25 protein-coding genes are annotated in these 24,070 nt (G+C 68.4%); 8 read left to right on the top strand and 17 right to left on the bottom strand.

The genetic code is table 11. From position 1 onward, the window contains the following. Positions 1–9: 9 nt before the first annotated feature. From M2352_RS00630 to M2352_RS00615, 4 genes are all read right to left on the bottom strand, one after another. Positions 10–507: a CYTH domain-containing protein gene (locus M2352_RS00630; protein WP_264662584.1), complete on the bottom strand. Its 498-nt coding sequence runs from the start codon at positions 505–507 to the stop codon at positions 10–12. A gap of 124 nt (positions 508–631) precedes the next feature. Continuing rightward, the gene (locus M2352_RS00625; RefSeq protein WP_264662583.1) at positions 632–1,027 is read right to left on the bottom strand and encodes a hypothetical protein; all 396 of its coding nucleotides are present in this window, start codon (positions 1,025–1,027) and stop codon (positions 632–634) included. A gap of 220 nt (positions 1,028–1,247) precedes the next feature. Beyond that, on the bottom strand, positions 1,248–1,928 hold the full coding sequence (locus M2352_RS00620; protein WP_264662582.1) for a carbonic anhydrase: 681 nt from the start codon (positions 1,926–1,928) through the stop codon (positions 1,248–1,250). A gap of 218 nt (positions 1,929–2,146) precedes the next feature. After that, positions 2,147–2,746 (bottom strand): UbiX family flavin prenyltransferase, encoded by a 600-nt coding sequence (locus tag M2352_RS00615; RefSeq protein WP_264662581.1) that lies wholly within the window; start codon positions 2,744–2,746, stop codon positions 2,147–2,149. Between the two features lie 136 nt (positions 2,747–2,882). Here M2352_RS00615 and M2352_RS00610 point away from each other — a divergent pair, with 136 nt between their 5' ends. Then, positions 2,883–3,050 carry a YdcH family protein gene (locus M2352_RS00610; RefSeq protein WP_264662580.1) on the top strand — a complete coding sequence of 56 codons (168 nt, stop codon included), beginning with the start codon at positions 2,883–2,885 and terminating at the stop codon, positions 3,048–3,050. A gap of 112 nt (positions 3,051–3,162) precedes the next feature. On the opposite strand, the gene M2352_RS00605 is transcribed toward M2352_RS00610, so the two are convergent. Both M2352_RS00605 and xseA read right to left on the bottom strand, forming a co-directional pair. Next, entirely contained in the window at positions 3,163–3,750 is a 588-nt protein-coding gene (locus M2352_RS00605) for a DUF1013 domain-containing protein (RefSeq protein ID WP_264662579.1), read from the bottom strand. Between the two features lie 377 nt (positions 3,751–4,127). Next, positions 4,128–5,732 carry an exodeoxyribonuclease VII large subunit gene (gene xseA, locus M2352_RS00600; RefSeq protein ID WP_264662578.1) on the bottom strand — a complete coding sequence of 535 codons (1,605 nt, stop codon included), beginning with the start codon at positions 5,730–5,732 and terminating at the stop codon, positions 4,128–4,130. 75 nt (positions 5,733–5,807) lie between these two features. Between xseA and purD the strand changes: the two genes are divergently transcribed. After that, on the top strand, positions 5,808–7,094 hold the full coding sequence (gene purD / locus M2352_RS00595; RefSeq protein ID WP_264662577.1) for a phosphoribosylamine--glycine ligase: 1,287 nt from the start codon (positions 5,808–5,810) through the stop codon (positions 7,092–7,094). Between the two features lie 26 nt (positions 7,095–7,120). Here purD and M2352_RS00590 read toward each other — a convergent pair whose 3' ends face one another. Then, positions 7,121–8,038, bottom strand: a complete 918-nt coding sequence (locus M2352_RS00590; protein WP_264662576.1) for a DMT family transporter — start codon at positions 8,036–8,038, stop codon at positions 7,121–7,123. 189 nt (positions 8,039–8,227) lie between these two features. Between M2352_RS00590 and M2352_RS00585 the strand changes: the two genes are divergently transcribed. Beyond that, the gene (locus M2352_RS00585) at positions 8,228–8,446 is read left to right on the top strand and encodes a hypothetical protein (RefSeq protein ID WP_264662575.1); all 219 of its coding nucleotides are present in this window, start codon (positions 8,228–8,230) and stop codon (positions 8,444–8,446) included. A gap of 118 nt (positions 8,447–8,564) precedes the next feature. After that, entirely contained in the window at positions 8,565–10,583 is a 2,019-nt protein-coding gene (locus tag M2352_RS00580; protein ID WP_264662574.1) for an acyltransferase family protein, read from the top strand. On the opposite strand, the gene M2352_RS00575 is transcribed toward M2352_RS00580, so the two are convergent. The 9 genes from M2352_RS00575 to M2352_RS00535 form a co-directional block, all read right to left on the bottom strand. Further along, positions 10,557–11,675, bottom strand: a complete 1,119-nt coding sequence (locus M2352_RS00575; RefSeq protein ID WP_264662573.1) for a PAS domain-containing protein — start codon at positions 11,673–11,675, stop codon at positions 10,557–10,559. The two genes, M2352_RS00580 and M2352_RS00575, sit on opposite strands and share 27 nt — an antisense overlap. A gap of 227 nt (positions 11,676–11,902) precedes the next feature. Further along, positions 11,903–13,303: a c-type cytochrome biogenesis protein CcmI gene (gene ccmI / locus M2352_RS00570; RefSeq protein WP_264662572.1), complete on the bottom strand. Its 1,401-nt coding sequence runs from the start codon at positions 13,301–13,303 to the stop codon at positions 11,903–11,905. Beyond that, a complete protein-coding gene (locus M2352_RS00565; protein ID WP_264662571.1) occupies positions 13,303–13,788 on the bottom strand; it encodes a cytochrome c-type biogenesis protein in 486 nt (161 codons plus the stop codon). Before M2352_RS00565 ends, ccmI begins: the two co-directional genes overlap by 1 nt. After that, complete coding sequence (locus tag M2352_RS00560; protein WP_264662570.1) at positions 13,785–14,318, bottom strand: DsbE family thiol:disulfide interchange protein; 534 nt, start codon at positions 14,316–14,318, stop codon at positions 13,785–13,787. Before M2352_RS00560 ends, M2352_RS00565 begins: the two co-directional genes overlap by 4 nt. Positions 14,319–14,333: 15 nt before the next feature. Further along, positions 14,334–16,322 carry a heme lyase CcmF/NrfE family subunit gene (locus tag M2352_RS00555; RefSeq protein ID WP_264662569.1) on the bottom strand — a complete coding sequence of 663 codons (1,989 nt, stop codon included), beginning with the start codon at positions 16,320–16,322 and terminating at the stop codon, positions 14,334–14,336. A gap of 38 nt (positions 16,323–16,360) precedes the next feature. Next, positions 16,361–16,822 (bottom strand): cytochrome c maturation protein CcmE, encoded by a 462-nt coding sequence (ccmE, locus tag M2352_RS00550; RefSeq protein WP_264662568.1) that lies wholly within the window; start codon positions 16,820–16,822, stop codon positions 16,361–16,363. Continuing rightward, positions 16,819–17,016 (bottom strand): heme exporter protein CcmD, encoded by a 198-nt coding sequence (gene ccmD / locus M2352_RS00545; protein WP_264662567.1) that lies wholly within the window; start codon positions 17,014–17,016, stop codon positions 16,819–16,821. The genes ccmE and ccmD overlap by 4 nt, the downstream gene beginning before the upstream one ends. Before the next feature lie 107 nt (positions 17,017–17,123). Beyond that, positions 17,124–17,885: a heme ABC transporter permease gene (locus tag M2352_RS00540; protein WP_264665280.1), complete on the bottom strand. Its 762-nt coding sequence runs from the start codon at positions 17,883–17,885 to the stop codon at positions 17,124–17,126. 298 nt (positions 17,886–18,183) lie between these two features. Beyond that, complete coding sequence (locus M2352_RS00535) at positions 18,184–19,413, bottom strand: hypothetical protein (RefSeq protein WP_264662566.1); 1,230 nt, start codon at positions 19,411–19,413, stop codon at positions 18,184–18,186. A 385-nt stretch (positions 19,414–19,798) separates the two neighbouring features. Between M2352_RS00535 and M2352_RS00530 the strand changes: the two genes are divergently transcribed. Together M2352_RS00530 and M2352_RS00525 are read left to right on the top strand one after the other, a co-directional pair. Then, positions 19,799–20,503: an SOS response-associated peptidase gene (locus tag M2352_RS00530; RefSeq protein ID WP_264662565.1), complete on the top strand. Its 705-nt coding sequence runs from the start codon at positions 19,799–19,801 to the stop codon at positions 20,501–20,503. Position 20,504: 1 nt separating this feature from the next. Then, positions 20,505–21,044, top strand: coding sequence for a thermonuclease family protein (locus M2352_RS00525; RefSeq protein WP_264662564.1), 540 nt, complete (start codon positions 20,505–20,507; stop codon positions 21,042–21,044). Positions 21,045–21,072: 28 nt separating this feature from the next. Here the strand turns inward: M2352_RS00525 and M2352_RS00520 are convergent, their stop codons facing one another. Beyond that, complete coding sequence (locus tag M2352_RS00520; RefSeq protein WP_264662563.1) at positions 21,073–21,327, bottom strand: GlsB/YeaQ/YmgE family stress response membrane protein; 255 nt, start codon at positions 21,325–21,327, stop codon at positions 21,073–21,075. A 152-nt stretch (positions 21,328–21,479) separates the two neighbouring features. Here M2352_RS00520 and M2352_RS00515 point away from each other — a divergent pair, with 152 nt between their 5' ends. Together M2352_RS00515 and M2352_RS00510 are read left to right on the top strand one after the other, a co-directional pair. Further along, positions 21,480–22,187: a DUF4142 domain-containing protein gene (locus M2352_RS00515; RefSeq protein WP_264662562.1), complete on the top strand. Its 708-nt coding sequence runs from the start codon at positions 21,480–21,482 to the stop codon at positions 22,185–22,187. A gap of 250 nt (positions 22,188–22,437) precedes the next feature. Then, positions 22,438–24,039, top strand: coding sequence for an ABC transporter substrate-binding protein (locus tag M2352_RS00510; protein ID WP_264662561.1), 1,602 nt, complete (start codon positions 22,438–22,440; stop codon positions 24,037–24,039). The last annotated feature ends 31 nt before the right edge of the window (positions 24,040–24,070 follow it).

Raw genomic sequence — 24,070 nt, 5'->3', positions numbered from 1 at the left:
TTTGCGGCGTCAGGCGGCGCAGAAAGCCTGGGCGGCGGGCTGATGGTGGGGATGGCAGGGGGTGCGGCTGAGTGTGGAATTGCTGAATCGGTGGTCGCTGGTGACCTCCAGCCCCACCCAATCGGGCAGGGGAACCGGCTGGTCGGGCGACTCAAGCTCCACTTCGGCGATGACGAGGCCGGCGTTGGCCCCTTCGAACACGTCGATTTCCCAGATGAGCCCGGCGTGGCGGACGCGGTAGCGGATCTTCTCGATCACACGCCCGTCGCAGGAATGACGGATCACCTCGGTGGCCAGGGTGGGAGAGATCTCCCATTCATGCTCCTCGCGGCAGCATCCCTGGCGTTTGCCCTTGATGGTCAGGTATCCCTGGGCCCCCGCCACCCGGACCCGCACCGTCTGCTGTCCCGTGGTGGGCAGATAGCCCTGGATGATGCGTTCGCCATCGCGGCACAGTCGGCTGACATCGCGGTCCACGAGAAACCGGCGCTCGATTTCCACAGCCATGACAAAACCCCTGTTCCGGTTCTATGACACCGGCGGTACACACCAGATGTCATACCACAGGGAATAAGACCGGGGTATGCGGATTTCGTGTCGTTGCTACGACAATATCCCGCACCCCCCGCCGTCAATGGCTGCGGTTGGGGACGTAGATGACGCTTTCCGCATCCTCGACCAGGAACGCCTTGCCCACGTAATACGCGGCACAGCGCTTGCCGCGGACCAGCAGGGTCAGCGACGCTTCCCACATTTCGCCGCGGGGGGTCAGGATGTTCAGGCGCAACTGGTCCAGGTTGGGGCGCAGCTCGTAGCCGTCGATGACCTGCTGCCCCGCCTTGGGGTTCAGCATGTCCTGGCTGATGGTCAGCTCCTTCTTGCCGATCTTCACCTTGATGTCCTGGGACCAGGGGCAGGTGTTGGCGGCCCCACCCCCTTCGGACGCGGATGCCGCAGGGGCAGCCAGCAAGCCGGCGGCGGTCAGGACGGTGGCGGCGAACAGGCGGGCACTGTGTACGGCACGCAAAAGTTGGGGCCGATGAGCGCCCCCGGCAAACCCTGTCATCCCGCCAATCCCCTCCAGCATGACAATTTCATAACACCCCGAAAAGGATAGGGGCGCCCGCTGGAGCCGGCAACGCGTCTGCGGCAAAAATATCCATCGTGAGGCGCGCATCAGCCATGACTTTGGCTAAAATGCCGGTTGTCCCGTGTCCGAATGATGTGCCGGACCGCTCCCACGGGTGTCAGAACACCGGCGCAAAGGCACGGTTGGTGGAGTCCACGGTCCACAGGTCGCCATTTTCCAGGTCGAACCACCAGCCGTGCAGGTGCAGCCGCCCGTCTTCCACCCGGTCGCGCACGAAGGGGAAGCTCATCAGGTTGTCCAGCGACCCCTGGATCGCGGCGCGCTCCACCAGATGGGGGCAGCCCTGCAGCCAGCCGGGAGCCTTTTTCTCGCCGTTGGCCTCGGTGCCCTCCTGGCTCAGGAAGCGGTCGCAGGCGGCCTGTGCGATGGACACCCAGGGGGCGATGAAATCACCGGGGGGCGGGTCGCCTTCCTGGATGCGGATCAACCCCTGGATGCCGCCGCACCGGGCGTGGCCCAGAACGATGACGTGGCGCACGTCCAGCATCTTGACCGCATACTCGATGGCGGCGGAGGTGCCGTGATAGTTCTGGTCGGGCTGGTAGGGCGGGACCAGATTGGCGACGTTGCGGACCATGAAGATCTCGCCCGGCTCGGCGTCGGTCAGGATGGCCGGATCGACCCGCGAGTCGGAGCAGCCGATCATCAGAACCTGGGGTTTCTGCCCGTTCGCCACCAACTGCCGCATGCTTTCGGGGCGGCGCTCGTAGTAACGGGCACGATAGGCCCGCACACCGGCCAGCAGCCGGCGGATCGCTTCGTGCTCCACGCCTGACATGGGTTCAGCCCTCTTATCCCTTGGCCGCTGGTGCGGGCGGCGGATGCGGCACCGGATTGTGTGTAATGCAAACGCAGCCACATGCCAAGAGGCTGTGTGGCGGATTCGTGCAAATCACAAAATTTCTTTTAGAAACATGAATTTAGGTGGGATTTTCGTGGGTAATTGCGCTCGGTCTTGCAAATGTTGCGAATTTTTCGATTTCGAAGGAAAAGGCGTCACGCGCCGACGGTTTCCGGCGGTTCCGCGGGCGGTTCCCCCCATCGGCGCACGCGTCCGCTGTCCAGCCCCACCAGATCCAGCGCCCGGCCCACCGCGTGGTCCACCAGATCCTCCACCGACCGCGGGCGGGTGTAGAAGGCGGGAACCGGCGGGCAGATCACCGCCCCCATCTCCGCCAGTTGGGTCAGCGTGCGCAGGTGACCCAGATGCAGCGGGGTTTCCCGCACCATCAAAATCAACGGGCGCCGTTCCTTCAACGTCACGTCGGCCGCCCGTGTCAGCAATGACGAGGTAACCCCCGTGGCGATCTCGCTCATGGTGCGGATGGAGCAGGGGGCGACGATCATGCCCAGCGTGCGGAAACTGCCGCTGGACACCGGGGCGGCGATGTCGGCGATGCCGTGGGCGACGCCGGCCAGGGCGCGGACCTGAGCCACCTTCCAGTCGGTTTCGTGGGCCAGAGTGACCTCGGCGGCCCGGCTCATGATCAAATGGGATTCGACGCCGATACGGCGCAGGGTTTCCAGCATGCGGATGCCGAGGATCACCCCGGAGGCGCCGCTGATGCCGACGACGAGTCGCTGTGGCGTGGTCATACCTCAGATGTAGCGCACACCTCCCCGAAGGTCCAGTGCCGCACTCTGCCCCTTGCAATTCCGACGGTTCAGTAACAACATGGCAGGGCAAGGTCATATGGAAGCAACATATGACAAACTTCCGATGGAGGGATCTATGCTTCGTGAAGACCGGATTGAATTCCTGCGCACCAAGCACAAGTCGCTGGACAGCGAACTGCGCCAGCAGTCTCGCCGCCTCTATCCGGACGATTCCATCATCGCAAAACTGAAAAAAGAAAAGCTGCGCGTAAAGGACGAAATTGCACGGCTGTGCAATGCCTGATTCCTTCAGGCCCTGATCCTTGGGGGATCACCCAACCCGTATGGAAAGCGAAACGGCGTGCCGGTAAGGCACGCCGTTTCCATGTGTGCGGAGGGCCGCGAAGGGGCGCGGGTCAGCCCGCCGCCTCTTCCTCGTCGTCGTAGAGATTGGCGGTGTTGGCGTTTTCCGGGGCGGGGGTGCCGCGGCGCACCGCCTGGGACAGCGCCTCTTCCAGCTCGCGCTGGGTGCACAGGCCCAGCATCACCGGGCTGCGCGGCTTGATGTTGCTGGCGTTCCAGTGGGACTTGTCGCGCACCGACGCGATGGTCGGCTTGGTGGTGCCGATCAGGCGGCTGACCTGCGCGTCGCTCAGCTCCGGGTGGTGCTTCAGCAGCCAGGCGATGGCGTCGGGCTTGTCGCCGCGCTTGGTGATGGGGGTGTAGCGCGGACCCTTGGACCGCTGGGCCGGCAGCGGCAGGTCGGGGACCAGCAGCTTCAGCCGGGAATCCGGGTTCTTTTCACACCGCTCCACCTCGGCCTTGGTCAACTGGCCGTTGGCGATGGGATCCAGGCCGACCATGCCGGTGGCGACCTCGCCGTCGGCGATGGCCTGGACCTCCAGCGCGTGCATCCCGCAGAACGCGGCGATCTGCTCAAAGGTCAAGGTCGTGTTCTCGACCAGCCAGACGGCCGTCGCTTTCGGCATCAAGGGCAGTGCCATCGTCCCTCCTGACAAACCCAAAATCGGTCCGTTCCTGCCCCCCGGAAATCCCTTCCGGAAAGCCGGCCGCGGTCCGACGTGTCGTGTGTTGCGGCTTCTGCCCCAGCATACAGTGCCGGGGCCTGCGTTCCCAACGGTGCGTGCGCACAGTCGCGGTGCCGGCACAAGGCCGGCTCACCCTCTGCTGCTAACCGTTCTTGCGGGCTTTCGCAAGCCTATGCCGCACAGGTCAGACCAGAATAACGCGAAATTCATAGTTCGCCTATGCCTGCGCGGTGTGCCGGCGGGGGGCGAGGCCGGAGCAACGGACCGGGGCGCTTCCCCTCTCCCCGGCGGGGAGGGGGCTTTTGGGCAGGACAAAGTTGCCATGGCGGGGGTCAGAACAGCGATCCCTGTTCCGCTTTTCCGCCGGTTTTCCGAGGTTGGGGTTTCTTTTCGGGCTTGGGTGCCGGCGGGGAGGGGGGCGGGGCGGTGCCGATGACCGCCCCCACCGTGGCGTCGTAGAATTCCAGCGTCACCGCCTGCCCGGCCGCCAGCCCCGCCGCGGCGGTGACGGGGGTGTGGTTGGGGCCGCGCACCACGGCGAATCCGCGCTGCAACACCCCTTCGTAGGAATAGCTGCGCAGAAGTTGGGCCAGCCCGGCCAGCCGGTCGCCGCGGGCGGCCATCTGGGTTGCCGCCGCCCGGTCCAGCCGGGCCGCCAGATCGTCCAGCCGCCGCCGCCCCTCCGCCGCCTGCCGGGCGGTGGTGTGGAGCGACAGGCGGGCGGCCACCCGTTCGAACCGGCCCTGGCCCTGCGTGACCACATGCCGCAGGGCCGAGTCCAGCGCGCGGGATTCCGACAGCAGCCGGCCCCGCGCCGCCTCGATCACCGCGCGCGGGTGGGGCAAGGCGCCGCCCAGATGGGCCACGCGGGTGCGCCGGCGCTCCAGCACCGTGCCCATGGCCATGTGCAGCCGCTCGGCGCGGTCGTCCAGGCGCTGTTCATAGCCCTCGATCAGCGCGCGGGGATCGGCCAGGCCGCGGGCCAGCCCCTCCACCCGCGTGCGCCGCTCCGCCACCAGCCGGGACGAGGCGCCGACCAGCCGCCGGGCGGTGTCGAACACCTGCGCCAGCAATTCGGCGCGCACCGGCACCGCCATTTCCGCCGCCGCCGTCGGCGTGGGCGCCCGGCGGTCGGACGCGAAGTCGATGAGCGTGGTGTCGGTCTCGTGCCCCACGGCGGAGATCAGCGGAATGCGCGAGGCCGCCGCGGCGCGCACCACGATTTCCTCGTTGAAGGCCATCAGGTCTTCCAGCGACCCGCCGCCGCGCGCCACGATCAGCACGTCGGGCCGCGGCACCCGCCCGCCCGCGTCCAGCCGGTTGAACCCGTCGATGGCCGCGGCCACTTGGGGTCCGGCCCCCTCGCCCTGCACCGCCACCGGCCACAGCAGCACCCGGCGGGGGAAACGGTCGGCCAGCCGGTGCAGGATGTCGCGGATCACCGCCCCCGTGGGCGAGGTCACCACCCCGATCACGCCGGGCAGGAAGGGCAGCGGCTTCTTGCGCGCCGGGTCGAACAGCCCCTCCGCCGCCAGCCGCCGCTTGCGCTCCTCCAGCATCTTCAGCAGGGCACCTTCGCCGGCCAGCTCCATGGTTTCGATGATGAGCTGGTACTGCGAGCGGCCCGGATATGTCGTCAGCCGCCCGGTGACGATGACCTCCAGCCCCTCCGCCGGCTGGACCGCCAGCTTGGACACGGTGCCGCGCCAGCACACCGCCTCGATCACCGCGGCGTCGTCCTTCAGCCGCAGGTAGCAGTGGCCGGACGAATGGCGCTTGGGCTGGGAGATTTCGCCGCGGACCCGCACGGCACCGTAGGTATCCTCCACCGTGCGCTTCAGCGCGCGGGCCAGATCGCTGACGGAATATTCCGGCGTGTTGCTGCCGGGCCGGGCGGGCTGGGCAAGCAGGGAAGGGGTGTCCGGCGTTTTGGTCATGGTGTCTTCTAGTGTGCGGCGGGGGCATGATACAAGGCCGCCGGGAAGCAACAAGTGTAGGAAGGGCCTGGTCCCATGAAAGTCCTTGTCGTCGGGTCGGGTGGGCGCGAGCACGCGCTGTGCTGGGCAATTTCCGCGTCGCCGCTGTGCGATGCGCTGTATTGCGCGCCGGGCAACGCCGGCATCGCCGACGTGGCATCCTGCGTCCCCCTTTCGGCGGAGGATGTGGACGGGATCGTAGCGTGGGTGAAGGCCAACGGCATCGGTTTCGTGGTGGTCGGGCCGGAAGCGCCGCTGGTGCTGGGGTTGGCCGACCGTCTGAAGGCCGAGGGGGTGAAGGTCTTCGGCCCCAGCGCCAGGGCGGCGGCCCTGGAAGGCTCCAAGGGCTTCATGAAGGATCTGCTGGCCAAGTACAACGTGCCCACCGCGGCCTATGGCCGTTTCCGCGAGGTGGACGCCGCGCACGCCTTCATCCGCCAGCACGGCGCCCCCATCGTGGTGAAGGCCGACGGTCTGGCCGCCGGCAAGGGCGTCACCGTCGCCCGCACGGTGGAGGAGGCCATCGCCGCCGTTGACGAGGCGCTGGTGGGCGGCCGTTTCGGCGACGCCGGAGCCGAAGTGGTGATCGAGGAATTTCTGGACGGGGAGGAGGTCAGCTTCTTCGCCCTGGTGGACGGTGAGACGGCGCTGCCGCTGGCCTCGGCCCAGGACCACAAGGCGGTGGGCGACGGCGACACCGGCCCCAACACCGGCGGCATGGGCGCCTATTCCCCCGCCCCGGCCCTGACGCCGGAGCTGCAGGAGCGGGTGATGCGCGAGATCGTGGAGCCCACGGTGCGCGGCATGGCGGCGGAGGGCTGCCCCTTCACCGGCGTTCTGTTCGCCGGCCTGATGATTCAGGACACGGCCGCCGGCAAGGTGCCCAAGACGCTGGAATTCAACGTGCGCTTCGGCGACCCGGAATGCCAGACGCTGATGATGCGCATGAAGTCCGACGTTCTGGCGGCGTTGGTGGCGGCGGCGGACGGGGTGCTGAAGAACTTCGATGTGCGCTGGCACGACACGGTGTCGCTGTGCGTGGTGATGGCGGCCCGCGGCTACCCCGGCGATTACGTGAAGAACACCGAGATCCGCGCGCTCGACGCCGCCGGAGCGGTGGAGGGCGTCACGGTGTTCCACGCCGGCACCAAGCGCGCCGAGGACGGCCGCATCCTGTCCACCGGCGGCCGCGTGTTGGGCGTGACCGCCACCGGCACCACGGTTGCGGAGGCCCAGGCACGGGCGTACGAGGCGGTGAAACGGCTGGACTGGCCGGACGGTTTCTGCCGCTCCGACATCGGCTGGCGCGCGGTGGGGCGGTAAGCGCCCCCCCCTCTACCGCCCCCCCTCTACCGCCGCCCCGGCACCAGCAGCACCAGCGACAGCGCCGACAGCACCAGGACCAGGGCGGCGATTTCCGGCCATCCTACGGTCTCGCCCAGCAGGACGGCGCTGGACAGCACGCCGATCACCGGAATCGCCAGCGTGCCCATGGATGCCACGTTGGCGGGGAACAGCGTCACCACCCGGTACCATGCCCAATAGCTGTAGCTGACCGGCAGCGACACGGCGTAAAGGGCGGCCCACAGGCTGGTGGCGGTGGCGTGGGCGAAGCCATCGCCCGGGTGGCCGAACACCACCACCCCGATTCCCACCGGCACCCCGCCCAGCAGCAGTTGCCAGCCGGTCAGGGGCACGGAATCCATGCTCCAGCGGTGGCGCTTCACCGCCACCGTGCCGGCGGCCCAGCTGACCGCGGCGGCCAGCATGAACAGCACCCCCCACGGGGCGGCGGCGATGCGGGCGATGTCGGGCACCAGCAGGCACGCCATCCCCGCCAGCCCCAGGCCCAGCCCGGCCACCCGTGCGCGCGTCAGCCGTTCCCCCAGCAGCAATGCTGCCAGCAGCGAGGCCCACAGCGGCATGGTGAAGGCGATGATCGCCGCCCGCCCCGCCGGCATCATGGTCAGGCCCAGGCTGGAAAACACCTGCCACCCCGTCACGTTCAGGGCGGTGGACACAATCATGGGTACTCTGTCCGCATGGGGCACCGCCAAGGATTTCCGCCCTATCAGCGACACCGCCAGCAGGGTGGCACCCCCCACCAGCAGGCAGGCGAAGCGGAAGGTCCAGGGGTCGAAGGCGGCCAGCGCCATCTTCATCGCCGGCCAATTGACGCCCCATAAGAGCGAGACGCTGCCCAAAAGGGCGAAACCAACGGGCGGAAGGACCGGCGTCGGGGCATCGGAGGGGGAGGGTTCGGCCACGAAAGACCCCATCGGGTGGGAGGATAGGAGCGGGGGCCTACCCCGCCCGCGTGGATGAGACCAAAAGTCAGCCCGCTCTTGCAACCAAAGACCGAGGCGCCGGCTGACGGAAGCGCACTGTTCCGGCACCTGTGCATTTGCGAGCATGGCGTAAAGATCGGCCCACGGCAACGCAGGCGACGACAGCCCATGGCAGCCCCCCCGACCCTTCCCCCGTCCGTTCCCGATTACCGCAAGCTGGCGGCCATGCTGGCCGACCTGGGCGCACGGGCCGCCGATATGGGCCGTGACCGGGGGGATCAGGATCTGCAGCGGCTGGCCCAGCGGCTGCACGGCTACGCCCGCGCCATCCAGCGCGATCTGGCCCCCCAGCGGGGGCGTGGGACCACCCCGTCGGACGGGCGGTAACCGACCCTCTTCCCCCTTACCCCATCGGGGCGGCGGCCCACCCCTTCCACGGCGGCGCAAAAAGGAGATCCGGTCCCCACGCTTAGTCCCGTGCTTCCTGGGATCGAGCGAGGATCGGATGCAATACAGGCCAGACGTGGATGGGCTGCGGGCCGTGGCGGTGCTGCCGGTGGTGCTGTTTCATGCCGGGATTCCGGGGTTCGGCGGCGGATTCGTCGGTGTGGACGTGTTCTTCGTCATTTCGGGCTATCTCATCACCGGGCTGATCGCCGAGGAGATCCGGCAGGGCCGCTTCTCCCTGGCCGGTTTCTATGAACGGCGCATCCGCCGCATCGTGCCGGCGCTGGCGGTCATGCTGCTGGCCTGCACGGTGGCGGCGTCCGCCCTGTTGCTGCCGCTGGATTACGAGGAGTTCGGGCGCAGCGTAGTGGCGGCGGCGTTGTCGTTCTCCAACGTCTTCTTCTGGCGCCAGTCCGGCTATTTCAGCGATGCGGCGGAACTGAAGCCGCTGCTGCACACCTGGTCGCTGTCGGTGGAGGAGCAGTTCTACATCGTCCTGCCGCTGTTCCTGCTGACCATGGCGTGGCTGTTCCGGGGACGGGGGGCGCAACGCTGGACCGTCGCCGGGGTGGTGGCGCTGGCGGCGGGGTCGTTCGCCCTGAGCGTTCTGGGGCTGGAGCGGCACCCCGATGCGGTGTTCTACCTGATGCCGACCCGGGCGTGGGAACTGCTGCTGGGGGCGTTGCTGGGGCTGGGTGCCGTGCCCCCGTCCCGCCGGGCCTGGGTGCACGAGGCCGCCGGCCTTGCGGGGCTGGGGCTGATCGGGTGGGCCGTCTTCATGTTCGACCGCATGACGGCGTTTCCCGGCCCCAACGCGCTGGTTCCCTGCCTTGGGGCGGCGCTGGTGATTTATGCCGGGACTGGGGCCGGCGCGGGGGGCCGGCTGCCGCTGGCGTCCCGGCTGCTGGCGTTGCGGGGGCCGGTGTTCGTCGGGCTGGTTTCGTACTCCCTCTACCTCTGGCACTGGCCGTTGCTGGTGTTCGCCCATTACACCGCCTTCGGTCCGCTGGAACCGGCAACGCTGGCCGGCGTGCTGGCGCTGACCGCCGTGGTGTCGGTGCTGTCGTGGCGGTTCGTGGAAAAGCCGTTCCGCACCGGCCCGTGGCTGCGCGGGCGGCGGGCCTTCGCCCATGGGGCGGCGGCGCTGGTGCTGTTCCTGGGGTTCGGCGGCTGGACGCTGGCGTCCAACGGCTGGGCTGCCCGTTTCGACCCGCAGGTCAGCCGGGTGGAGGCGATGGCCAACAGCCGCAACCTGGATTACGTGGCGTGCAAGGACCGCGACCCGGCCCATGTTCTCAACGGCGACCTGTGCACCGTGGGGGCGGCGGACGCGGCGGGCGAGCCGTGGCTGATCTGGGGCGATTCCCACGCCTGGGCCATGCTGCACCTGTTCGACGAGGCGTTCCGGCAGGCCGGGGCGCGCGCCATCGTCGCCAGCTACGACGGCTGCGTGCCGCTGTTCGGGGTCAGCCGGGTCCATTACCAGGGGCCATGCCGGGCCATCGCCGACAGCGTGGACCGGCTGATCGAGCGCGAAGGGGTGCGCCGGGTGGTGATGACCGCCTATTGGACCGGCTATTACCGCGACACGCTGCAGGTGGACGGCACGGTGACCGGGCCGGGAGACCGCGCCACGACGGCCCAGGTGCTGAACCGCGGGCTGATGCGCACGGTGGACCGGCTGTCGGCCCGTGGCATCGACGTCTATCTGACCGACCCGCTGCCGGGCGCGCGGTGGAACGCCCCGCGGGCGCTGGCGGCGGCGGTGGCGTGGAACCGGCCCATCGACCCGGCCTATTCCCTGGAAGACTACCAGACGATGAACCGCGACTTCTTCCAGACGGTCGAGGCGCTGGGCGGCGAGATCCGCGGACGGCTGTCGCTGTGGACCCTGCTGTGCGGCGGCGGCCGTTGCCGGACGGAAGATGACGGGGGGCTGCCGCTCTATTTCGACACCAACCACCCGGCCCGTGACACCTTCGGCTTCGCCCAGGGACCGGTGACCGCCTTTATCCGCGGGCGCATTCCCCTGGCCGAGGCGCCGGATGCGTCACTGGAGGGCGGCACCATTCCGTAATTCCGTCTCACCGCGGGCACCCCCGGCCGCATGGTGGGGGTGCCCGCAGGGAACGGCGGAGCATTGGGACATATCCTGTTCGACGGCGATGAAGCGCACCACCCGTCCGGTGCCGTCGCGCACCGGGGTGACCGTGGCGTACGACCAATAACACGAACCGTCGCGGCGGCGGTTGCAGAGATTTCCGCTCCACACCTTGCCGTCCATCAGGGTTTCCCACGCCGTGCGGTAGCCGCATGGAAACACCCCGGCGGACAGGATACGCACCGGCTGCCCCACCACATCGCCCGTGGCATAGCCGTTGTGGGCGAGAAAGCGGGTGTTGACGTATTCGATGATGCCGGTGCTGCTGGTAATGACGACCATGGACTGGCATTGGTCCAAGGCGCGCGCCACCATGTCCGCCGGCACCGCCGGGGCGGCGGGCAGGGCGGCGGGCTGCGGCGCACCCACGGCGCGGCGCGCCCTGCGCAGCCCCGCCAGCGCCGGGCGCAGGCCCAGGGGCAGCGACAGGAGGCCAGCCGCCACCGCCAGCCCCAGGATGGCGGCAATGCCCGCCACCGTCATCAGCATCCGCGTGCGGACCCGCTGGTTTTGCAGCACCAGACTCTGGTCGATGACGGCGAAGATCTCGTCGGGGGTGGCCGTCAGGACCGGCATCAGGCCGGTGTTTTCACCCACCATGGTGCGCAGGGCCTGAACATAGCGGTAAAGGGCACCATCCGGTGCATCCCATGCGGTCTGGTATGCCGGTGCCGCATCGTCGCTCAGCGCGTTCTGGCCGCGTATGCGTTCCAGAACGCCGATCTGGCCTTCAAGGATCTGCCGCACCGCCCGCCGCCGTTCGATTGAAACCGTGTCGGTCAGCCGGGCGGCCAGATCGGCGGTTTCTTCGATGACGGCGCGTTCGCGCGCGGTGTCGGCAATGGCCGTCAGGCGGCTTTCCAGCATCACGGTCAGAAAGCCGAGCGCCAGCCCCGTCAACAGGACCGCCGCGGTGAACCCCATCACCAGCCCCCGCCACCACAAGGCCACGCGCTGGGCGTTGGCGGCATCGGCGGCAAAAATATCCGGGGCCGTGGACTCCATCATGCTTCTCATTCCCTGCCAGTGCGCGGCGGTCAAACCTCTGGTGGCCGACCCTTCGGCCCCTGGGGTTCAGCAACCGCTGTGCCAGGACGGAAAAGCACCGATGACCAACGAATACGGCGGTAACCGGGGGGCTATGCCCGATGACCGCCGCCGTTCTGGTTGTGGCTGTGCAGAATGCAACGCATTCGGCACAAGCTTTTCTTGAATTGCCGCCGGACGGTTCCGGCTCAGCCGCCCGCCTGCAGCGCCTTGATACGGGCGGCGACGAAGGCGTGATCCTGGCCCTGGGGGTCGAGCTGGGTCAGCAGCTTGTTCCACAGCCCGACCGCTTCGTCCTTGCGGCCCGCCCCGGCGGCGTCCAGGCCCAGCAGCCACAGGGCGTCGGGGTTGGCCGGTTCCGCCGCCAGCGCCGCCTTCAGCGCCGTCACCGCCTCTGCCGGCAGGGGCGACGGCTTGTCGCCGGGCAGGTTGGCGGCGTCGATCAGCGTCTGGGCCAGCGTGAGCTGGGCGTCGGCGCGGGCGGGGCCGTGGGCCGCCGCCTGACGCGCGGCGTCCAGCGCCTTGGCGGGTTCCTTCAGCACGCTGTAGGACCGGGCCAGCCGCAGCCAGCCGTCCACGTCGCCGGGGTTGGCCTTTTGCTTTTCCGCCAGGGACGCCACCATGGAGCGCACCATCTCGTTGCGCTGGAGGTCGTCGGCCTGACCGGCGGGCTTGGCGTCGGGGGTGGCGGCGGGGGCCGCCGCCTGCCGCGGGGGCAGGGGCTGGGGCATCACCTCGGCCACGTTCAGGTTCAGGCTTTCGGCGGCACGGGTGATCTGCGCCTTCAGCATGGGCAGCCAGGGGGCGTCGGCGGGGGTGTGGGCCATCTGGCCGCGCCACTGGTCCAGCGCACCCCGGACGTCGCCGGCCTGGAACCGGGCGAGCGCCAGATAGAACTGCGCCCGCGGGTCGTCGGGGCGGGCGGCCAGCGCCGCTTCGAACGCGCCGCGCGCTTCTTCCGACACGATGCCGTTGTTGCTGTTGACCGCCACGTCGCCGAAGGCCGCCGCCACGTCGGGATCCTTGGGGTCGATGCGGCGGGCCTGACGGAACGCCTCTGCCGCGTCGTCATAGCGGTTCATGCGGGTGTAGGTGCGGCCCAGCAGAATCCAGCCGTCGATGTTGTCGGGCTGTTCGGCCAGGGTCTGCTTCAGCTTGTCCACCGCCGCCAGCACCTCGGCCGGAACGCCGTCGTTGCGGGGCAGGGTGCGCGACGCCAGCGGCTGCGCCGGCTGGTCGGGGCGGCCCAGCGGCATATAGACCGCCAGCGCGCCCGCCGGGATCACCAGCGCCAGCAGCACCGCCACGATGCGGGTGCGGCCCGTGACGGCGGGCGCGTCCGCCTGTTTCGCCACCGCACTTTCCAGGGCCAGCATGCGCCGGCCCACCTCGGCCCGCGCGGCGTCGGCCTGGGCGGCGGAGATGAGGCCGCTGTCCCGTTCCCGCTCCAGCTCCTTCAACTGGTCGCGGTAGACCTCCAGATCATAGGCGGCGCGGGAGCCGGCGGCCCCCGCCGGGCGGGCCAGCGGCCACACGATCAGCATCACCACGGCCGCGGTCATGGCCGCGGCGACGATCCAGAACAGCATCACCCTTGGTCCTTCAGCAGCGCGTCGAGCCGGCGGCGCTCATCCTCGGTCAGCGGGGCGGTGTCGGCCCCGCCCGGTCCCTGGCGGCGGCGCAGGTACACCGCCACGCCCACGGCCCCGGCGGCCAGCAGCGCGAACGGCCCGGCCCACAGCAGCAGCGTGGTGGCCTTGAACGGCGGGCGCAGCAGCACGTAATCGCCGTAGCGGTCCACCAGATAGCTTTTCACCTGATCGTTGCCGTCGCCGGCCACCAGCCGTTCGCGCACCAGCCGGCGCAGGTCGCGGGCCAGGTCGGCGTTGGAATCGTCGATCGACTGGTTCTGGCAGACCAGACAGCGCAGATCCTTGGAGATCTCCCGCGCCCGCGCCTCCATGGCCGGGTCCGGCAGCACCTCCGACGGTTCGACGGCGTGGACGATGGGGGCATAGGCGAGGGGGGCGGACAGGCCCAGCAGCAGGGCCGCGGTCAACAGATGGCGTTTCATCCCTTCCGCAGCTCCTTCACCAGGGGCAGAATCTGCTGTTCCACGATCTCGGGCGTCAGCGGGCCGGCGTGCTTGAAGCGGATGCGGCCCTGCCGGTCGATCAGGAAGCTTTCCGGCACGCCATAGACGCCCCAGTCGATGGACACCCGCCCGTCGGTGTCGGCGCCGATGGTGGCATAGGGGTTGCCGTTGCGCGCCAGCCAGGTCAGCGCGTCCTCGGGCTTGTCCTTGTAGTTGATGCCGCGGACCGTCAGCCCCTGTTCCCGCGACAGGCGGGTGATGATCGGGTGCTCCAGCTTGCACGGCACGCACCACGAGGCGAAGACGTTGACCAACTGAACGTCGCCCTTCAGGCCGTCGGAGGACAGCCCCCCGCTCTGCCCCGGCAGCGGCGGCAGGGCGAAGGTGGGCACCGGCTTGTCGATCAGCACCGACGGGATGGCCTGCGGATCGCGGCTGAAGCCCTGGTAGAAGGCGATGCCCACACCGGCGAACAGCAGCAGCGGCAGGATGAACAGGATGCGCGTCATGGGAACGTCTGGCCCTTATTCGGCGGGGTGGGCGTGGGCCGGTGCGGCCTTGGCCCGGCGGGCGGGGGCACCGACGCGGAACCGGCGGTCGGTCAGCGACAACAGCCCGCCCAGCGCCATCAGAACGCCCCCGGCCCAGATCCACGGCACCAGCGGATGGTGGTAGAGCCGCACGGTCCATAGGCCTGTCTTCGCGTCCACATCCCCCAGCGCCACGTACAGGTCGGAGAACAGGGTGGTGCGGATCGCGGCTTCGGTCGTGGACATCATGCGGGTGGAATAGCTGCGGCGCTGCGGCTCCAGCACCGTCACCAGCTCATTGCCCCGGCGGACGGTGAAGCGTCCCTGATCCGCCTTCCAGTTCGGCCCCTGCACCTGCTCGATCGTATCGAAGGTCAGGGTGAAGCCGGCGATCTCGGCGGTGTCGCCCGGCTTCATGGCGCGGATGACCTCGCTGTTCCACGCCGAGGTGCCGACCATCCCGGCGATGGCGATGCCGAGTGCTGCGTGGGTGATGGTCATGCCCCAGGCGCTGCGCGGCAGGTGGCGCGCCCGGTGCAGGCTGTCCGACAGCGGCCCGCGGAACAGGCGGATGCGCTCGGCGAATTCCGCCAGCGCACCGAAGAAGGCCCAGGCCGCCGCCCCGATGCCGATCAGCGCCAGCACCGGCCCGCCATAGGACGCCACCCCCCACAGCACCGCCGCCACGGTGATGAGCCCGGCCACGGTCAGTTTCCCGAGCGCATAGCCCACGTCGCCGCGCTTCCACGCCAGCAGCGGCCCCACCACCATCACCGCCACCATGGGGATCATCAGCGGCAGGAAGGTGGCGTTGAAGAACGGCGCCCCCACCGACACCTTGCCCAGGTTCAGGATGTCCATGAACAGGGGATAGAGCGTGCCGATGAACACGGTGGCGGTGGCGGTGGACAGCAGCAGGTTGTTCAGCACCAGCGCCCCTTCGCGGCTGACCGGGGCGAACAGCCCGCCGGCCTTCAGCGTCGGCGCCCGCAGCCCGTAGAGCAGCAGCGACCCGCCGGTCGCCACCAGCAGCAGGATCAGGATGAACACCCCGCGCTTGGGATCGACCGCGAAGGCGTGGACCGAGGTCAGGATGCCCGAGCGCACCAGGAAGGTGCCCATCAGCGACAGGGAGAAGGTGATGATCGCCAGCAGGATGGTCCAGGTCTTCAGCGCGTCGCGCTTTTCCACCACGATGGCGGAATGCAGCAGCGCCGTCCCCGCCAGCCACGGCATGAGCGAAGCGTTTTCCACCGGATCCCAGTACCACCAGCCGCCCCAGCCCAGTTCGTAATAGGCCCACCACGCCCCCATGGCGATGCCGATGGTCAGCATGGACCATGCGGCCAGCGTCCACGGGCGCACCCACCGCGCCCACGCCGGATCGACGCGCCCCTCGATCAGGGCGGCGACCGCGAAGGAGAAGGCCATGGAGAAGCCCACATACCCGGCATAAAGGAACGGCGGGTGGAAGGCGAGGCCGGGATCCTGCAGCAGCGGGTTCAGGTCGCGCCCGTCGATGGGGGCCGGCACCACCCGCAGGAACGGGTTGGAGGTGATGAGGATGAACAGCAGGAAGCCCACCGCCACCATGGCCTGCACCGACAGCACGCGGGCCTTCAGCGTCGGGGGCAGGTTGCGGCCGAACAGGGCGACGGCGGCGCCGAAGCCGGCCAGCATCACCACCCACAGCAGCATCGACCCCTCGTGGTTGCCCCACACGCCCGACACCTTGTAGAGCATGGGCTTCAGCGAATGGCTGTTCTCCACCACGTTGGCGACGCTGAAATCCGACACCACGTGCGCCCAGGTCAGCGCGCCATAGGCCAGCAGGATCAGCGCCAGCTGGGCATAGGCGGCGGGCCGGGCCACCGCCATCCACGCGGCGTTGCGGGTGGCCGCCCCCGCCAGGGGCAGGCCCGATTGCACCAGGGCGGTGAACAGCGCCAGCACCAGCGCGTAATGACCGAGTTCGGGGATCACGGGGCGCTTGCTCCTCGCGCGAAGAAAGAAGAGAGGGGTTATTTGCCGGCGGCGTTGGCTTCGGCGGGCTTGTACTGGCCGGCGCGCTTCAGGGCGTCGGTGACTTCCGGCGGCATGTATTTTTCATCGTGCTTGGCCAGCACCTCGCGGGCGGCGAACACGCCGTCGGGGCGCAGCTTGCCCTCGGCCACCACGCCCTGACCCTCGCGGAACAGGTCGGGCAACTGGCCGCGGTAGCTGACGGCCACCGTGTTGATGGTGTCGGTGACGCGGAATTCCACCGTCACGCCGTCGGGCTGCTTCCTGACGCTGCCGTCCTCCACCAGCCCGCCCAGGCGGAAGCTGCGGTCCTTGACCTGCGCGCCCTTGGTCTGCAGGTCGCTGGGGCTGAAGAAGAAGACGAGATTGTCCTGAAACGCCGTCAGCGTCAGGGCGGTGGCCGTGCCCAGCCCCAGCAGGGCCAGGACCAGCATGTAGAGACGCCGTTTCTTCCGGGTCATCCTTCGCTCACCTTGTGCTTGCGGCGACGGGCCGGGCGGATGGCTTCCAGCGCCTTCAGCGTCGCCTCGCGCTCCCTCAGCCCGCGGATGGAGGCGATCAGCAGCGCCACCAGCACCACCGCCGCCACGCCGTAGGCCGGCCAGACGAACGCCGCATAACCGCCCATCGCCAGGAATTGCGCCATATCCGTCATGGCCTGTCCGCCTCGTTCATCCCGTATGCGCGGTCAAATCAACCGCAACCCTGCGCCCCGTTCAAGGCACCACCGCGTACATGACAGCGTTGTCATGTACGAAACCGTCACGCCCCGGCTTCCACCCCGCCGGTTCCGGCCTCAACACCGCCGGCTTCAACCTGGGTCAGGCGCAGGGTCTGGATCTTGCGCTGCACGATCTCCGCCTTGATGCGCACCAGCACGGTGGCGATGTAATAGGCCTTGAACGCCAGCGCCATGGTCAGCAGCGGCACCAGCATGGTGCCGTCGATGGTGGGGCCGCCCATGCGCACGACGCTGGCCGGCTGGTGCAGCGTGTTCCACCAATCCACCGAGAACTTGATGATCGGCACGTTGACGATGCCCACCAGCAACAGCACGTTGCCGGCCCGCACCCCCCGTTCCGGCTCGTCGAAGGCGTTCACCAGCGCCATGTACCCCAGATAGAGGAAGAACAGGATCAGCACGCTGGTCAGCCGCGCGTCCCACACCCACCACGTGCCCCACATGGGGGCACCCCACAGCGATCCGGTGATGAGGCACACGGCGGTGAAGCCGGCGCCGACCGGGGCCGCGGCCTTGGCGTACAGGTCGGCCAGCGGGTGCTTCCACACCAGCCCCACCCCGGCGGCCACGGCCATGCTGGTGTAGACGAACATGCTCATCCACGCGGCGGGCACATGGATGTACATGATCCGCACGGTGTCCCCCTGCTGGTAGTCGGGGGGGGAGGCGAACAGGCTGAGGTACAGCCCGGCCCCCGTCAGCAGCACCGCCGCCACCGCGGCCCACGGCAGGACGGCGCTGGCGATGCGCAGGAAACGGGCGGGGTTGGCATAGCGGTGCATGGGAGCCGTCGTCATCGAAAGTGGTGCCGGAAGCCGGGTTGGCGTTTCCGCCCGTCCATATAGGACGACAGATGCCCCGGAACGAGGGTGTCGTGCCTTGATCCTGGTCAGTTCATCCGCGGCAAAGTGGCATGATCCGTACGTATAGCCGAACAGGAGCGGGCGTGTTTCTGGTTTTTAGTATGAGGCGGCAGCGCGCGGTTGTGCGATCTTTGCGTACGGTCCCCCAGGGGGCCCGCCTGCTCTTCCTCAGACCGGGCGGCCGGGGTTCCGTGACGCGGGGCTCGGGGACGCGGGCTCAGGATGGTGTCCCGTCGGCACGCCCCGGTGACAGCGACACCAGCGCATGGCACAGCGCAAGGGCGCAGGGCAGAAACATCATGCTGGCGTGCCGCGTGAACGCGAAGCCGACGATGTAAGGCACCCCGAGGGTCGCCATGCTTCCCAGGAACAGCAGCATGGCCCGCCCCGCCAGCGGGCGGCGGCGCTGGACGGCGAGGGCGAGCGCCACCAGGCAGGCGGCCTCCAGCAGCCGGGCGGCCACCAGCCCGCCGCGTTCCAAAACCCCCAGAAAGCCGGGATACGGTGCGCTTCCGGCCTTGTCCACCGACAGGAACAGGACCGAGAATTTGCGCCACGCGAGGATGGCCCACAGCCTCGGTTCGGCGGTCATGAAGGCGATTGCGCGCTGCAGCCCGTCGTCGTTCAGGCTCCATTCGTCGGCATAGACCTTGCCGGACAGCAGCGCGGCGTCGTACCTGTCGAGCGTCCCGGTCAGCGGGGGGTAGTGGTCGATGAGCCCGGCGTTGTTTCCCTTGAGGAAATTCAGGCCGTCTATGGACGTGCCCAGGCTCCATCGCCCGGTCGCGTCATGGGAGTGGACCATCCATCCGAGCACCCCCGCCAGTGTCAGGACGACGACCAGCGCGCGCAGCCGCACCGACGGTTCCAGCCGGGTGTGGAAAAGAAGCAGAAAGGCCAAAAAGGGAAGGAAGGAACTCTTGGTCAAATAGAGTCCCGCCAGCGAGAGGCCGAATCCGCCGGTCAGGAGCGTATGGCACCGGCCCTGCCGCTCAAAGAAAAGAAGAAAGGCAAAGGCAAAGGCAATCAGGGAATAGGCATACCCCTCTTCGACCTGCATGTTGACCGTGTTGATCAGGACGGCGGGAATCATCAGTGCGGCCAGGGGGATCACCAGCACTGCCGTTGTCACGGCGGCGGACCCGTACCGCCAGGCGCTGCGCACGGCGAGGAGATGGGCCGCGGTCAAGGGGAGCACGAACACCACCGCCTTCGCCAGACCGGCGGCGAGCGGGTCGTCTGCGAAAAGGATGGCCAAGCCGGCGGCGGCCCAGGCGGCCAGCGGCAGGCGGTGAGCGCGCAGGCAGGGATCGGCCAGTGTGGCGTCAACGAAGGTGCCGGTGCAATCGATGAACCCGCGTCCTTCCACCAGGCTTCTCGCCAGGGGGCCGAACCCGTCGCTCAGCAGAAACAGCGAGGAGACTCCCGCTCCGCGGGCGGACATCATCAATACCGCGGCGGCCACGATGGACGTGTGCAGGACAGCCAGAGCGAATGGCGCCCATGCGGGAAAGGGTGCGGCACGGTTTTGGAAAGATGGCATCGGCGTGCAAATCCAGCGAGACCTTCGAGCTTAATCACTTATGGCGTGCACACGGATCCATCGCAATCATTCAGGGAAGGGCCCGGGGGCCTGCAAGCTTGGCCGTGACGTCAACGGGCACGCCAGCGTCTGTCATGGCCAGCGTCTGTTATGGCCAGCGTCTGTTATGGCCAGCGTCTGTTATGGCCAGCGTCTGTTATGGGTTGTATCGTCGCCCTGCCCGGGCCGGTCTTGCCCCGCGGGGGCAAGCGCCTACATAGGCCGGAACGGGCAAGGAAGGAACGGGACCATGTGCGGACGGATGATCCAGATGACGCCGCTGGAGGTGCTGCGGCAGATCTTCGGCTTCACCGGCGCTCCCAACCTGCGTCCCCGCTACAATCTGGCTCCCACCCAGGACGCCGCCGTCATCCGCGAGACCGGGCGGGGACGGGAGGTCGCCCTGCTGCGCTGGGGGCTGGTGCCGTCGTGGGCCAAGGATGCGAGCGGTGCCGCCAAGCTCATCAACGCCCGCAGCGAGACCGCCGCCGGCAAGCCGTCGTTCCGCAGCGCGCTCGCCCAGCGCCGCTGTCTGGTGCCGGTGGACGGGTTCTATGAATGGCAGGCGGCGGGGGAGGGGCGGCGCAAGCAGCCCTTCGTCATCCGACGCCCCGATCACACGCCCTTCGCGCTCGCCGGGCTGTGGGAGCGGTGGCATGGGCCGGAAGGGATCCTGGAGACCTTCACCGTCTTGACCACCGCCGCCAACCGCACCCTGTCGGCGCTGCACGGGCGGATGCCGGTGGTGCTGGCCCCCGGCGACTGGTCCCTGTGGCTGGATCCGGCGGCTCCGCCGCCGGTGGTGACGGACCTGCTGCGCCCGGCCCCCGACGATGCGCTGGCGATGAGCCCGGTGTCCCAGCGGGTGGGGATGGTGGCCAACGACGACCCCGCGCTGCTGGAGCCCGCCGCCCCGGCTCCGCCGCCGGCCCCGCGGCAGCCGAGCCTGTTTTGAGATGAGACGGGCGGGAACCGCTCTGCTGGCCGTCCTGTTGGCCACCGCTCCGGCGCTGGCGCAGCAGCGGCCCGGCGGCGGGCGGACGCCCAGCCATTCCGAACATCCCAACGAACGGCTGTTCGGGCGGGCCACGGCGCTGGAGGGGGATCTGCTGTCCGTCGGCGGGGAAGAGGTGCGGATCATGGGCATCGACGCCCCCGATCCCGGCCAGATGTGCAAGAACAGGTACGGCAGCCGTTACGACTGCTTCGCCATCGCCAAGGGGGTGCTGAAATCGATGATCGGCGATGCCGACGTGGAATGCACCATCGCCGAGCGTGACCGGAACCGCCAGATGAAGGGGGAGTGCCGGGTCCGCGGCATCGATCTGGGGGCGGCGATGGTGGCGCGCGGCTGGGCTTTCGCCTTCCGCAGCCTGACGCCCGTCTACCAGCAGAGCGAAGCCTACGCCCAGAGCAAGAAGCTCGGCATGTGGGCCGGGCAGGTGGAAAAGCCGTGGGAATGGCGGTCGCGCCAGCTTCGGGAAACCGCGCGCTGACGGACCGCCACTCTGTCTTCTGCGGCCGTCAGACCGACCGCCGCCCGGCGATCATGCGGTAGAGCGCCAGGATGATGATGGCGCCGACGATGGCGCCGATAAAACCCGCCCCTTCGCCGGCCCGGTACCATCCGACCGCCTCGCCCAGGAAGGTGGCGACGAAGGCGCCGGCAATGCCCAACAGGGTGGTGACGATGAACCCGCCCGGATCGCGCCCCGGCATCAACATCTTGGCGACGATGCCCGCGAGAAATCCGATGATGATGGTCAGAAGAATGCCCATTCCTGTCTCCGTTGATGCTTGCCGTCCTGCCTGGTGTAACGGCGGTGTGGAGCTTTGGTTCATCGGTGGGGGTGTGGGAACTTCGGATAGGGGCCGGTGTTGTGGGGAGCATCGAAACGGACCCATACCCGATCTGAAGGAGGATTTCGACGATGCGTTCCCCTCTTCTTGCGGTGAGCATGGCGGCGCTTCTGATCCCGGCGGCGGCGCTGGCTCAGACGGCCCCGGCCCAGACCATGCCGGGCCATTCGACCCCGATGCCGGCCCCCGGCCATACGATGATGCCGGCCCCCGGCACCACGGTCATCATCCCGCCGGTGGAACCGCCGCCGGGTGCCCCGGCGCTGGGCCTGCCCAACAGCGCGGGCGATATTCCGCGCCCCGGCATGCTGTCCAGCCCCGTCACGGCATCGACCGCCGCCGAGTTCGTGCGCGATGCCGGCGGCGGCGGGCTGTTCGAGGTCGAGGCCGGCCGGGTGGCCGAGAGCCGCGCCCAGAACGACGCCGTGCGCGCCTTCGGCCAGCGGATGCAGCAGGATCACACGGCCGTGAACCGCGAACTGGTGGCTCTGGCCCAGGCCCAGGGCATCGGCACGGCGCTGATGCCGGACGCCAGCCACCAGAACCAGCTCCAGTCCCTGCGCACCATGCCGCTCAGCCGATTCGATCACAGCTATCTGGCCGGGCAGATCAAGGCGCACCAGGAAACCATCGCCCTGTTCGAAATGGTGGCGGCGTCCAGCGCGCCCGACATGGCCCCGTTCAAGCCGTTCGCCGAAAAGACGCTGCCCGCCCTGCGCGAGCATCTGGCCATGGCGCAGAGCCTGTTCGGCACCGGCACGCCCACCGCGGCGCGTTAAGGAAAAAGCGCGGCGCTTTCAAGCGCTTGCTTCAACCTCTCGGAGATCCGAAGCGCCGGCCCCGCCCATCTGGGTGGTGGCCGGCGCCGCTTTGTGTGCCCTAAGCGTCAACCGGGGGCGGGATGGAAACGATCCCATGTTGACACCCGTCGGGGGCACGCGCCAAATGAGACACAGGGACAGGGCCGGCTCATCTGTTTTTGCCGCTGCAACGGCCCTGAACAGGGAAAAATACCGGGAGGTAGAGAGAATGAAGCGCATCCTGCTGGGTGCCGGTCTGGGTATGGCCGCCGCCCTCGCGCTCGCGGCTCCGGCCCAGGCGGCCAAGACGCTGGTCTATTGCTCCGAAGGAAGCCCGGAAAACTTCAACCCGGCGCTGAACACCACCGGCACCAGCTTCGACGTGGCTCTGCCGGTCCTGGACGGGCTGGTGGATTTCGAACGCGGCGGCACCAAGGTCATTCCGGCCCTGGCCGAATCCTGGACGGTTTCCGACGACGGCACCGTCTATACCTTCAAGCTTCGCAAGGGCGTGAAGTGGCACGCGGTGGGCGATTTCAAGCCGACCCGCGACCTGACCGCCGACGACGTGCTGTTCTCCATCGAGCGGCAGTGGAAGAAGGATCACCCGTACCACAAGGTGTCGGGCGGGGCGTACGACTACTTCGCCGACATGGGCATGGACACCCTGCTGAAGGCGGTGGAAAAGGTCGATGACCTGACCGTCCGCTTCACGCTGAACCGGGTGGAGGCGCCGTTCATCGCCAACATGGCGATGCCGTTCGCCAAGATCTTCTCCGCCGAATACGCCGAGGCGCTGCTGGCCAAGAAGACCCCGGAAAAGCTGGACCAGGTTCCGGTCGGCACCGGCCCGTTCCAGTTCGTGGCGTACCAGAAGGACGCGGTGATCCGCTACAAGGCGTTCGACGCCTATTGGGGCGGGCGCACGCCGCTCGACAATCTGGTGTTCGCCATCACCCCCGACGCCGCCGTCCGCTACGCCAAGCTGAAGGCCGGCGAATGCCATGTGGTGCCCTATCCCAATCCCGCCGATCTGGCGGCGATGAAGAAGGACGAGAGCATCAACGTGATGGAGCAGGAGGGGCTGAACGTCGGCTACCTCGCCTTCAACGTCACCAAGAAGCCGTTCGACGACGTGCGCGTGCGCAAGGCCGTCAGCATGCTGCTGGACAAGAAGGCGATCGTGGACGCGGTGTACCAGGGGTCGGGCGTGCCCGCCACCAACCCCATCCCGCCCACCATGTGGTCGTACAACAAGGAGATCGAGGATTACCCCGTCGATCTCGAAAAGGCCAAGAAGCTGCTGGCCGACGCCGGCTATCCCAACGGGTTCGACACCGACCTGTGGGCCATGCCGGTGCAGCGCCCCTACAACCCCAACGCCAAGCGCATGGCCGAGATGATGCAGGCCGATCTGGCCAAGGCCGGCATCAAGGCGAAGATCGTGCAGTACGAATGGGGTGAATACCGCAAGCGCATGCAGGCGGGCGAACACCTGATGGGCATGATGGGCTGGACCGGCGACAACGGCGACCCCGACAATTTCCTGGGCACGCTGCTGGGCTGCGAAGCCGCGCGCATGGGCGGCAACAATCTTGCCAAGTGGTGCAACAAGGAGTTCGACGACCTGATCGTGCAGGCCAAGCAGACCACCGATCAGGCCAAGCGCACCAAGCTGTACGAACAGGCGCAGGTCATCTTCAAGGAAGAGGTGCCGTGGTACACCATCGCGCACTCCGTCCAGCATATGGCGCTTGCGAAGAGTGTCGTTGATTACAAGATGGACCCGTTCGCTATTCATCGTTTCAATGGTGTGGACCTGAAGCAGTAATATTCGGTCTCATGCGGATTTATGCTTGACA

The organism is Azospirillum fermentarium, from assembly GCF_025961205.1.
Lineage (GTDB): Bacteria > Pseudomonadota > Alphaproteobacteria > Azospirillales > Azospirillaceae > Azospirillum > Azospirillum fermentarium.
The sequence above is the reverse complement of the archived record's forward strand: the minus strand, read 5'-3'. Positions and strand labels throughout refer to the sequence as shown.

Excerpts from the sequence above, each read along its gene's own strand:
- M2352_RS00630 (WP_264662584.1), bottom strand. The coding sequence starts at position 507 with ATGGCTGTGGAAATCGAGCGCCGGTTTCTCGTGGACCGCGATGTCAGC.
- M2352_RS00620 (WP_264662582.1), bottom strand. The coding sequence starts at position 1,928 with ATGTCAGGCGTGGAGCACGAAGCGATCCGCCGGCTGCTGGCCGGTGTG.
- M2352_RS00615 (WP_264662581.1), bottom strand. The coding sequence starts at position 2,746 with ATGACCACGCCACAGCGACTCGTCGTCGGCATCAGCGGCGCCTCCGGG.
- M2352_RS00610 (WP_264662580.1), top strand. The coding sequence starts at position 2,883 with ATGCTTCGTGAAGACCGGATTGAATTCCTGCGCACCAAGCACAAGTCG.
- M2352_RS00605 (WP_264662579.1), bottom strand. The coding sequence starts at position 3,750 with ATGGCACTGCCCTTGATGCCGAAAGCGACGGCCGTCTGGCTGGTCGAG.
- xseA (WP_264662578.1), bottom strand. The coding sequence starts at position 5,732 with ATGACCAAAACGCCGGACACCCCTTCCCTGCTTGCCCAGCCCGCCCGG.
- purD (WP_264662577.1), top strand. The coding sequence starts at position 5,808 with ATGAAAGTCCTTGTCGTCGGGTCGGGTGGGCGCGAGCACGCGCTGTGC.
- M2352_RS00585 (WP_264662575.1), top strand. The coding sequence starts at position 8,228 with ATGGCAGCCCCCCCGACCCTTCCCCCGTCCGTTCCCGATTACCGCAAG.
- M2352_RS00580 (WP_264662574.1), top strand. The coding sequence starts at position 8,565 with ATGCAATACAGGCCAGACGTGGATGGGCTGCGGGCCGTGGCGGTGCTG.
- M2352_RS00575 (WP_264662573.1), bottom strand. The coding sequence starts at position 11,675 with ATGATGGAGTCCACGGCCCCGGATATTTTTGCCGCCGATGCCGCCAAC.
- ccmI (WP_264662572.1), bottom strand. The coding sequence starts at position 13,303 with ATGCTGTTCTGGATCGTCGCCGCGGCCATGACCGCGGCCGTGGTGATG.
- M2352_RS00565 (WP_264662571.1), bottom strand. The coding sequence starts at position 13,788 with ATGAAACGCCATCTGTTGACCGCGGCCCTGCTGCTGGGCCTGTCCGCC.
- M2352_RS00560 (WP_264662570.1), bottom strand. The coding sequence starts at position 14,318 with ATGACGCGCATCCTGTTCATCCTGCCGCTGCTGCTGTTCGCCGGTGTG.
- ccmE (WP_264662568.1), bottom strand. The coding sequence starts at position 16,822 with ATGACCCGGAAGAAACGGCGTCTCTACATGCTGGTCCTGGCCCTGCTG.
- ccmD (WP_264662567.1), bottom strand. The coding sequence starts at position 17,016 with ATGACGGATATGGCGCAATTCCTGGCGATGGGCGGTTATGCGGCGTTC.
- M2352_RS00540 (WP_264665280.1), bottom strand. The coding sequence starts at position 17,885 with ATGCACCGCTATGCCAACCCCGCCCGTTTCCTGCGCATCGCCAGCGCC.
- M2352_RS00535 (WP_264662566.1), bottom strand. The coding sequence starts at position 19,413 with ATGATGTCCGCCCGCGGAGCGGGAGTCTCCTCGCTGTTTCTGCTGAGC.
- M2352_RS00530 (WP_264662565.1), top strand. The coding sequence starts at position 19,799 with ATGTGCGGACGGATGATCCAGATGACGCCGCTGGAGGTGCTGCGGCAG.
- M2352_RS00525 (WP_264662564.1), top strand. The coding sequence starts at position 20,505 with ATGAGACGGGCGGGAACCGCTCTGCTGGCCGTCCTGTTGGCCACCGCT.
- M2352_RS00520 (WP_264662563.1), bottom strand. The coding sequence starts at position 21,327 with ATGGGCATTCTTCTGACCATCATCATCGGATTTCTCGCGGGCATCGTC.
- M2352_RS00515 (WP_264662562.1), top strand. The coding sequence starts at position 21,480 with ATGCGTTCCCCTCTTCTTGCGGTGAGCATGGCGGCGCTTCTGATCCCG.
- M2352_RS00510 (WP_264662561.1), top strand. The coding sequence starts at position 22,438 with ATGAAGCGCATCCTGCTGGGTGCCGGTCTGGGTATGGCCGCCGCCCTC.